The 9,684-nt window shown below is 70.8% G+C and carries 7 protein-coding genes; 5 read left to right on the forward strand and 2 right to left on the reverse strand.

Features of this window, described 5'->3' with window-relative positions; translation table 11 throughout:
- Positions 1–88: 88 nt before the first annotated feature.
- Positions 89–1,282, reverse strand: coding sequence for an RtcB family protein (locus AB0F77_RS42725; RefSeq protein ID WP_361960125.1), 1,194 nt, complete (start codon positions 1,280–1,282; stop codon positions 89–91).
- Between the two features lie 214 nt (positions 1,283–1,496).
- On the opposite strand from AB0F77_RS42725, the gene AB0F77_RS42730 reads away from it, so the two are divergent.
- The 3 genes from AB0F77_RS42730 to AB0F77_RS42740 all read left to right on the forward strand — a co-directional run bounded on the left by AB0F77_RS42730 (position 1,497) and on the right by AB0F77_RS42740 (position 4,791).
- The gene (locus tag AB0F77_RS42730) at positions 1,497–2,348 is read left to right on the forward strand and encodes a DUF3558 domain-containing protein (RefSeq protein WP_361960128.1); all 852 of its coding nucleotides are present in this window, start codon (positions 1,497–1,499) and stop codon (positions 2,346–2,348) included.
- 133 nt (positions 2,349–2,481) lie between these two features.
- Complete coding sequence (locus tag AB0F77_RS42735; protein WP_361960131.1) at positions 2,482–3,366, forward strand: DUF3558 domain-containing protein; 885 nt, start codon at positions 2,482–2,484, stop codon at positions 3,364–3,366.
- A 117-nt stretch (positions 3,367–3,483) separates the two neighbouring features.
- Entirely contained in the window at positions 3,484–4,791 is a 1,308-nt protein-coding gene (locus tag AB0F77_RS42740; protein WP_361960143.1) for a DUF2637 domain-containing protein, read from the forward strand.
- Between the two features lie 68 nt (positions 4,792–4,859).
- Here AB0F77_RS42740 and lysS read toward each other — a convergent pair whose 3' ends face one another.
- Positions 4,860–6,626 carry a lysine--tRNA ligase gene (gene lysS, locus AB0F77_RS42745; RefSeq protein WP_361960134.1) on the reverse strand — a complete coding sequence of 589 codons (1,767 nt, stop codon included), beginning with the start codon at positions 6,624–6,626 and terminating at the stop codon, positions 4,860–4,862.
- Between the two features lie 125 nt (positions 6,627–6,751).
- On the opposite strand from lysS, the gene argS reads away from it, so the two are divergent.
- Both argS and AB0F77_RS42755 read left to right on the forward strand, forming a co-directional pair.
- The gene (gene argS, locus AB0F77_RS42750) at positions 6,752–8,515 is read left to right on the forward strand and encodes an arginine--tRNA ligase (RefSeq protein WP_361960137.1); all 1,764 of its coding nucleotides are present in this window, start codon (positions 6,752–6,754) and stop codon (positions 8,513–8,515) included.
- 116 nt (positions 8,516–8,631) lie between these two features.
- Positions 8,632–9,537 (forward strand): DUF4253 domain-containing protein, encoded by a 906-nt coding sequence (locus tag AB0F77_RS42755; protein WP_361960140.1) that lies wholly within the window; start codon positions 8,632–8,634, stop codon positions 9,535–9,537.
- Positions 9,538–9,684 lie beyond the last annotated feature (147 nt).

The raw sequence follows: 9,684 nt of genomic DNA on the forward strand, positions 1-9,684 counted from the left end.
CGAGGGCGATCCTCCGCCTTGCGATTGCACGCACCAGACGCCGCGGGCCCCGCCCTCCGGGCGGACGGCGCTACTTTCGAAACACGCCCTAGCCCTTCACGCAGACGACCTGCTTCAGCTTCGCCACCACCTCGACGAGGTCCCGCTGCTGGTCGATGACCTGCTCGATCGGCTTGTAGGCGCCCGGGATCTCGTCCACGACACCGGAGTCCTTGCGGCACTCCACGCCCCGCGTCTGCTCCTCCAGGTCCTTCGTCGAGAAGCGCCGCTTGGCCGCGTTGCGGCTCATGCGCCGACCGGCGCCGTGCGAGGCCGAGTTGAAGGACATCTCGTTGCCGAGGCCCTTCACGATGTACGAACCCGTGCCCATCGAGCCGGGGATGATGCCGTACTCGCCGGAGCCCGCGCGGATCGCGCCCTTGCGGGTGACGAGCAGGTCCACGCCCTCGTAGCGTTCGCGGCTCACGTAGTTGTGGTGGCAGCTCACCTCGGGCTCGAAGACCGGCCTCGCCTTCTTGAACTCCTTGCGGACGACGTCCTTGAGCAGCGCCATCATGATCGACCGGTTGTACTTCGCGTACGCCTGGGCCCAGTAGAGGTCGTGCTCGTAGGCCGCCATCTGCGGGGTGTCCGCGACGAACACCGCGAGGTCACGGTCGACCAGCCCCTGGTTGTGCGGCAGACCGCGCGCCACCTCGATGTGGTGCTCGGCGAGTTCCTTGCCGATGTTGCGCGAACCGGAGTGCAGCATGAGCCACACCGCACCGGTCCCGTCCACGCATACTTCGACGAAGTGGTTGCCGGAGCCGAGCGTTCCCATCTGCTTCGTGGCTCGTTCCTGGCGGAACTTGACCGCCTGTGCCACGCCCTCGAACCGGCCCCAGAAGTCCGTCCAGCCCGCCGTCGGGAGGGCGTGGAAGGACGTCGGGGTCACCGGGGTGTCGTGCATGCCGCGGCCCACCGGGATGGCCTGTTCGATTTTGGAGCGCAGGCGGGACAGGTCGCCGGGCAGGTCGTCGGCCGTCAGGGACGTCTTCACCGCCGACATCCCGCAGCCGATGTCCACGCCCACCGCCGCCGGGCACACGGCCCCCCGCATCGCGATCACGGAACCGACCGTCGCGCCCTTGCCGTAGTGAACGTCCGGCATGACCGCCAGACCCTCGATCCAGGGCAGGGTCGCGACGTTGCGGAGCTGCTGGAGAGCCACGTCCTCGACCGTCGCCGGATCCGCCCACATCCGGATCGGCACCTTCGCGCCCGCCATCTCCACGTACGACATGTCTGCCTCATTCCCCCCAAGGACAAGAAAAGTACTAATTGCGACAGAACGCAAAAGCAACGCCAAGGTCGGCGAAAAGCGACAACGGACCGGCGTTCACGGCAGTGCGTGCGATACACATTGTCTCCAGGGGGCGCCCCGCTGCGGCAAGCGAATAACCAGCGGGGACACTGGAGAACCCGAGCGCGCCAAGCCCGTCGAGAGGAGCCCGACCGTGCAGCGGAAGGCGTACGTAACCGGCACCGTCGCACTCCTCGCGGCGCTGCTGGCCGGCTGCACCAGCGGTTCCGACGGCGGCGGCAGCACCGACGACGCCAACCCGGGCGAGGCCGGTACGGCGGCCCCGGCGGCCCAGCCCGGCCGCTACCGCACCCTCCCCGAGGCCTGCCGCTCGGTCTCCCACGGCACGCTCGACTCGCTCCTGCCCGGCATCAAGCAGCTGGCCGACCCGGTCCAGCGGGACAAGGCGTACGAGGGCGAGCCGGCCCTCACGTACGACAACGACCGCAAGGTGGCGTGCCGTTGGAAGGTCGAGTCGGCCACCGCCACCGACCACCTCCTGGTCGACCTCGAACGCGTGGTGTCGTACGACAACGCCGTCAGCGACGACGACGAGGCGCACGGCCTCTTCTCGACCAAGGAGATCGCGGCCGACCTGCCCGAGCCGAGCGCGTCCGGCAACCCGTCCGCCCCCGCGTCCGGGGGGCCCACCGCGCCCTCGGCCTCCGCACCGGTCTCCGCACCGGCCTCGCCCTCCGGCTCGCCGTCGCCGTCCGCCCCCGCGTCCGCGTCCACGTCCGCGCCGGCCGACGGCGCCCCCGCCGACCTCCAGCCGCGCGCGCTCACCGGTCTCGGCGACGAGGCGTTCCTCGACGACCAGCTCGGCAGCTCCGGTTCGACGGCCGAACAGCGGACCGTGACTGTGGTGTTCCGCACGTCCAACGTGATCGTGACCATCGAGTACGCGGAGCAGCCGACGGCCGGCGGGGCCGCTCCGGACAGCAAGGAAATGCAGGACAGGGCGCGGAATCTGGCCGCGCGGCTGGCCGGTTCGCTGAGCGGCTGACCGTCCCCGCGGCCCCTTCCGAGGCCGTACGCAAAGCACGTGAACGAGAACCGCACAGCTTCTTCACCGCGTACCGTGGCCCCTCGGACCCGATCCCACCGCAGGAACCCCGAGCGTTTCGAGTGAAGGAACCATGCAGCGAGCAGCCGAGCGTGACGACCGTCGTGACCAGCGTGACCCGCGGGCCGGGAGGCTGCGCCGTGTGCTTGTCTGCGCGGCCGCCGTTCCGGCGGTGCTCGTCGTCGCCGGCTGTTCCTCGGACTCCGGTTCGAGCGACGCCGCGGCCGAGCCGACCGCGAGCAGCGCCTCGGGTGCCGCCCCGGGCGGCGGCTCCGGGTCGGTGAGCACGTCCCCGACCGTGCAGGCGGCCGCGTACCGCACGCTGCCCGAGGTGTGCGGGGTGCTGTCGAAGAAGACCCTGGGCGAGCTCGTCCCGGAGGGCACGAAGTCGGCGAAGAAGGGCACGTCGGACGACACGGCGTCGCGGGCCAGCTGCTCCTGGAGCAGCCTGGACAACAACGGGGTGAAGGGCTCGCAGTTCCGCTGGCTCAACGTCTCCCTGCTGCGCTTCGAGTCGGACGCGGGCCGCGGCTCGGGCAACGAGCAGGCGCAGGCGTACTACGCCCGTCAGATCCAGGACGCGCAGTCCGTCGCGGGTGCGAAGAACACCACGTCGACGCCGGTGACGGGCACCGGCGACCAGGCGACGGCGGTGCGTTACGACCTGAAGAAGAAGGAAGGCGCCTTCAAGCAGCAGACGGTGGTGGCGCGCGTGGAGAACGTCGTCGTCACCGTCGACTACAACGGCGCGGGTCTCGCGGGCGACAAGACGCCGGACGCGGACGGTCTGGCGAAGGCCGCGCAGAAGGCGGCCAAGGAGACGGTGGGGGCGGTGACTTCGGCCAACGGCTCCGGTTCCGGAAGCGGCTCCGGAACCGGCTCGAACACCCCGTCCCCGTCCAAGTCGCCCTCGACGGCGGGTGCTTCGCCGTCGAAGTCCGCGGCGGCGAAGAGCTGACGGACGTCCTCCTGACGTACCGGGGCCACGCGCGTCGCGCACATGTGCCACCCTGTTGCGCGCAACAACACGCAAGGGGAGGGAATACCGGTGGCCGCGCCCATACAGCTGACCCGGATGCACCGCGTTCTCATCGGCGTGGTCGTGGCCGGCGCCGTGATCATCGCCGGCATCGGCTTCGCCGGTTCCTACGCGGCAGTCCGTGAGCTGGCCCTCAAGAAGGGCTTCGGGAACTTCGCGTACGTCTTCCCGATCGGCATCGACGCGGGCATCTGCGTCCTGCTGGCCCTGGACCTGCTCCTGACGTGGATCCGGATTCCCTTCCCGCTGCTGCGGCAGACGGCATGGCTGCTGACGGCGGCGACGATCGCGTTCAACGGCGCCGCGGCCTGGCCCGACCCGCTGGGCGTGGGCATGCACGCGGTCATCCCGGTGCTGTTCGTGGTCTCGGTCGAGGCCGCCCGGCACGCGATCGGGCGGATCGCGGACATCACGGCCGACAAGCACATGGAGGGCGTCCGGATCACCCGCTGGCTGCTCTCGCCGGTGCCGACGTTCCTGCTGTGGCGCCGGATGAAGCTGTGGGAGCTGCGCTCCTACGAGCAGGTCATCAAGCTGGAGCAGGAGCGCCTGGTCTACCAGGCCCGGCTGCGCTCCCGGTTCGGCCGCGCGTGGCGCCGCAAGGCCCCGGTGGAGTCGCTGATGCCGCTGCGGCTCGCCCGCTACGGCGTTCCCCTGGCGGAGACGGCCCCCACCGGTCTGGCGGCGGCGGGCATCGAGCCGGCCGTGCTGCCCCCGGTCCAGCAGCAGCCGGAACTGCCCGCGTCCGAGGCCCCGGCGGCGGCCGACCGGGGTGCCGGACCGGCGTTCGTCCCGCGGCAGCAAGGCGCGCAGGATGAGCGGCCGCAGGTGCCCGACGAGCAGAACCCGTGGTTCAAGAACACCCCCCAGCAGGCCGACTACCAGGGCGGTTACGACCCCACGTACGTACCTCCGCAGTACTACCCGGAGGAGCAGTACGGGGAGTGGTACGAGGAGCAGCAGGGCTACCAGGACCAGCAGGGGTACCAGGACCAGCCGGTCCCGCAGCCGCCGTACCAGGAGCCGCTGTACCGGGAGGAGGTCATCCCGGAGCCGCCGTCGATGGAGGACACGGGCAGCTTCCCGATCCCGGTCTCCCCGGGCCGTACCCGTGAGCTGGGCGAGGGCGGCGGTGTCCCGGAGCCTCCGGAGCCGGGCGAGGAGGAGTACTACCAGGTGTTCAAGAAGTCGATAAGCGGGAGCGGTTACCCGACCCCGCGGGAGTTCGGCGAGAACACCGAGGCCGAGTTCGGCAGGTCCCTCGCCTTCGAGGAGGCGAAGCGCATGGTCAACCGCTTCACCAACCGCTACAACGCGGAACTGGAGGAGGACCACATCGCCTAGGCCCGCGGTGTACGACGAAGGGGGCGCCCGGTGTTCGCCGGGCGCCCCCTTCGTCGTACGACGGGGTGTTACTGCCCGAGCAGCGCCCGCACCCGGTCCTGTCCCACCGCGAGCAGCAGCGTGGGCAGGCGCGGGCCGGTGTCACGGCCGACGAGCAGGTGGTAGAGCAGCGCGAAGAACGTCCGCTGGGCGGTCTTGATCTCCGGGGGCAGTTCCTTGGGCGTGGCGTCGGCGGCGAACCCGGCCTGGACCTTGGGCACGCCGTAGACGAGGTGGGTCAGTCCGTCGAGGGACCAGTGCTCGGCCAGTCCCTCGAGCAGCAGTCGCAGGGACTGCTGGGACGCGTCGTCGAGGGACTTGAGCAGTTCGGCGTCGGGCTCGTCGCGGACGATGGTGCGCTGGTCGGCGGGGACGTGGGTGTTGATCCACGCCTCCGCCCTGTCGTAGCGCGGCCGGGCCTCGTCGAGGGAGCCGAGCGGGTGGGCCGGGTCGAGGTCGGACAGGATGCGCAGGGCCTGGTCCTGGTGGCCGGCGGTGACGTCGGCGACCGAGGCGAGCGTGCGGTAGGGCAGCGGGCGCGGGGTGCGCGGCAGTTCGGCCGCGGCGGTGCCGGTCGCGCGGGTGTACGCGGCGACGTCGCCCGGGAGGGCCGACCCGTCGGCGACCTTGGCGGCGAGCTTGTCCCACTCGTCGTAGAGCCGCTGGATCTCCTGGTCGAAGGCGATCTTGAAGGACTGGTTGGGGCGGCGGCGGGCGTACAGCCAGCGCAGCAGCTGGGGTTCCATGATCTTCAGGGCGTCGGCCGGGGTGGGCACGCCGCCGCGGGAGGACGACATCTTGGCCATGCCGCTGATGCCCACGAAGGCGTACATCGGGCCGATGGGCTGTTGGCCGCCGAAGATGCCGACGATCTGGCCGCCGACCTGGAAGCTGGAGCCGGGCGAGGAGTGGTCGACGCCGGAGGGCTCGAAGACCACGCCCTCGTAGGCCCAGCGCATCGGCCAGTCGACCTTCCAGACCAGCTTGCCGCGGTTGAACTCGTTCAGCCGGACGGTCTCGGTGAAGCCGCACGCCCCGCAGGTGTAGGTCAGCTCGGTGGTGTCGTCGTCGTAGGCGGTGACGGTGGTGAGGTCCTTGCCGCAGTCGCCGCAGTAGGGCTTGTACGGGAAGTAGCCGGCGGAGCCGGAGCTGCCGTCGTCCTCGTCCGCCGCGCCCGAGCCCTCCTCGGCCTCCAGCTCGGCCTCGTCGACGGCCTTCTGCTGCTTCTTGGCGGGCTTGGGCTTGGTGCGGTACTGGTCGAGGACCGCGTCGATGTCGGCGCGGTGCCGCATGGCGTGCAGGATCTGCTCGCGGTAGACGCCGGAGGTGTACTGGGCGGTCTGGCTGATGCCGTCGAACTCGACGCCCAGGTCGGCCAGGGACTCGGTCATGGCGGCCTTGAAGTGCTCGGCCCAGTTCGGGTGCGGCGAGCCCTCGGGTGCCGGGACGGACGTCAGCGGCTTGCCGATGTGCTCGGTCCAGGTCTCCTCGTCGACGCCCGCGATGCCCTTGGGGACCTTGCGGTACCGGTCGTAGTCGTCCCAGGAGATGAGGTGGCGCACCTGCCGGCCGCGGCGGCGGATCTCGTCCGCGACCAGGTGCGGCGTCATGACCTCGCGGAGGTTGCCCAGGTGGATGGGGCCCGAGGGCGAGAGTCCGGAGGCGACGACGATCACCGGGGCGGTGGCGGCCGATGCCGCTTTGCCCGGGGCCCGACGCTCCGATTCCTCGATGACCTCATCCGCGAAACGGGAGACCCAGTCGGTGGTCTCGGTGCTCTGAGCCACGATCGGCACGTCCTTCTTTCTGAACGGGTGACACCCCATTCTCACAGACCGGTGTGCGGCCGGGAAAACCGCTTTGCACCCCATGGGATACTGGGCGTGTCCATGCGTCCCACGAGGAGAACGGCATCCACTCCATGGCCTCGGTCACGTCCCTCAGCGACTCCGTCCAGCAGCGCCTCGCGTCCGCCCTCTCGGCTGTCCTGCCGGAGGCCGCCGACGCGGACCCGTTGCTGCGACGAAGCGACCGGGCCGACTACCAGGCCAACGGCATCCTGGCCCTCGCCAAGCGGAACAAGGCCAACCCGCGTGAGCTGGCGACGCAGGTCGTCGCGCGGATCGAGTCGGGTGACGTGATCCAGGACGTCGAGGTCTCCGGCCCCGGCTTCCTCAACATCACCATCGGCGACGGCGCGATCGTCACGAACCTGGCGCGGCGGTACGCGGACGAGACGGGCCGCCTCGGTGTGCCCTTCGCCGAGGACCCGGGCACGACGGTCATCGACTACGCCCAGCCGAACGTGGCGAAGGAGATGCACGTCGGCCACCTGCGGTCCGCCGTGATCGGCGACGCGGTGGTCCAGCTGCTGGAGTTCACCGGCGAGAGCGTGGTGCGCCGGCACCACATCGGCGACTGGGGCACCCAGTTCGGCATGCTCATCCAGTACCTGGACGAGCACCCGCACGAGCTGGACCACAAGGCCGCCGAGGTGACCGGCGAGGAGGCGATGTCCAACCTCGACCGCCTGTACAAGGCCGCGCGCAGGTTCTTCGACTCCGACGAGGAGTTCAAGACGCGGGCGCGGCGCCGGGTGGTCGACCTCCAGGCCGGGGACCCGAGGACCCTCGCCATGTGGCAGAAGTTCGTGGACGAGTCGAAGATCTACTTCTTCTCCGTCTTCGAGAAGCTGGACATGGAGGTCCGGGACCCCGACATCGTCGGCGAGTCGGGCTACAACGACATGCTGGCCGAGACCTGCCGCCTCCTGGAGGAGTCGGGGGTGGCCGTCCGCTCGGAGGGCGCGCTGTGCGTGTTCTTCGACGACGTGAAGGGCCCGGACGGCAACCCGGTGCCGCTGATCGTGCAGAAGTCGGACGGTGGTTACGGCTACGCGGCCACCGACCTGTCGGCGATCCGGGACCGTGTCTTCCACCTCAAGGCGGACACGCTGGTGTACGTGGTGGACGCCCGGCAGTCGCTGCACTTCAAGATGGTCTTCGAGACGGCTCGCCGGGCGGGCTGGCTCGGGGACGGGGTGAAGGCGCAGCAGCTGGCGTTCGGCACGGTGCTCGGCAAGGACGGCAAGCCGTTCAAGACCCGTGAGGGCGAGACGGTGCGGCTGGTCGACCTGCTGGACGAGGCGATCGAGCGGGCTTCGGCGGTGGTGCGCGAGAAGGCGCAGGACCTGTCGGAGGCGGAGATCACCGAGCGGGGTACCCAGGTGGGCATCGGCGCGGTGAAGTACGCGGACCTGTCGACGTCGGCGAACCGGGACTACAAGTTCGACCTGGACCAGATGGTCTCGCTCAACGGCGACACCTCGGTGTACCTCCAGTACGCGTACGCCCGTATCCGCTCGATCCTGCGCAAGGCCGGGGAGGTCCGCCCGGCCGCGCACCCGGAGCTGGCGCTGCACGAGGCCGAGCGGGCGCTGGGCCTGCACATCGACGGCTTCGCGGAGACGGTCGGGGAGGCGGCGCGGGAGTACGCCCCGCACAAGCTGGCCGCGTATCTGTACCAACTGGCGTCGCTGTACACGTCGTTCTACGACAAGTGCCCGGTGCTGAAGGCCGACACGCCCGAGCAGGTGGAGAACCGCCTCTTCCTGTGCGACGTGACGGCCCGCACCCTGCACCGCGGCATGGCGCTCCTGGGCATCCGCACCCCCGAGCGTCTGTGATCCACGGGAAGTAGCACGCGGGTGGCGCGGCGACCGGTTCCTCCGGACGCCGCGCCACTGTCGTACGGGGACGGGCTCGGCCCGCGGTGTCAGTGCGACCGCCTACAGTCACCGGTATGGCGACTCTTCCCAATCCGCTGCCCTCGCTGGCCGGCGATCCCAGTGGGCGTTCCCTCGGGCTTTCGCTGCCGCCCGGAAGACTGATCGACACGACCCTCGACGGGCCGTGGTCACAGCCCCTGCTGTGGCAGGCCGACACGACCGCCGCGCCCGGCGGCTGGACCGCGCTCGGCACCCCCGCGGGACGCGTGGGGCTGCTCCCGGTGCTCGTCGACGCGGGTGACACCCAGGGCGGCCCGCAGGACTGGGAGTTGGCGCCCGGCGAGACCTCGTACCCGGGCGACCACGACCCCGAGGAGGTCCTCGCGGAGTACTGGGAGTACTGGGAGGACGAGGAGGAGGAAGAAGCGGAGGAAGAAGCGGAGGCCGGCACGGGGAACGGTCCCGCCGGCGGCGACTCCTTCGCGGCCGGCTTCGAACTCGCCGAACTGCTCGCCCCGTTCGGCCCGGAGTGGCCCGGCCTCGCCCCCGGCCACCCGCGCGGCACCGATCCCGCCGAGGCCGCCGCGGCGGCCGCCCGGCTCGCCGACTCCCTGACGGCGGGGTCGGGCAGCGGCTTCAAGGACCTGCGCCTGGCCCTCGTCCCGGCCCGCCGCTCCGCCGACGTACCGGCCGCGCTGGGCTGGTCCGGGCCGCTCAACCACGAGAACGACGTGGCCCGGCTCTGCGCGGTCCTGCGCTCCTGGGAGGACCGCTACGGCATACGCGTCGTCGCCCTCGGCTTCGACGTCCTGGCCGTCTCGGTGGCCGCGCCGCCCACCACCCTCGCCGAGGCGGAGGCGCTGGCCGCGGAGCACTTCGCGTTCTGCCCGGACAACATCACCGAGAGCGGCTCGGGCAAGCTCGCCGACTACGCCAAGGGCCTGGTCGGGGAGTCCGCCTGGCACTTCTGGTGGGACTGAACACGCGGGCGCGGCGGTCCGGGATGGACACCCCGGCACGGCGGCCCGGTTGACGCGGACGGCGGAGGGGCCGCGGCTCACCTCGACGCCGTGGGCGGCCAGTTCGCGCTCCGCCTCGTCGTCGCAGCGGGCCGTGAAGCTGTTGTA

It is taken from the genome of Streptomyces sp. NPDC026672, assembly GCF_040638185.1.
Lineage (GTDB): Bacteria > Actinomycetota > Actinomycetes > Streptomycetales > Streptomycetaceae > Streptomyces.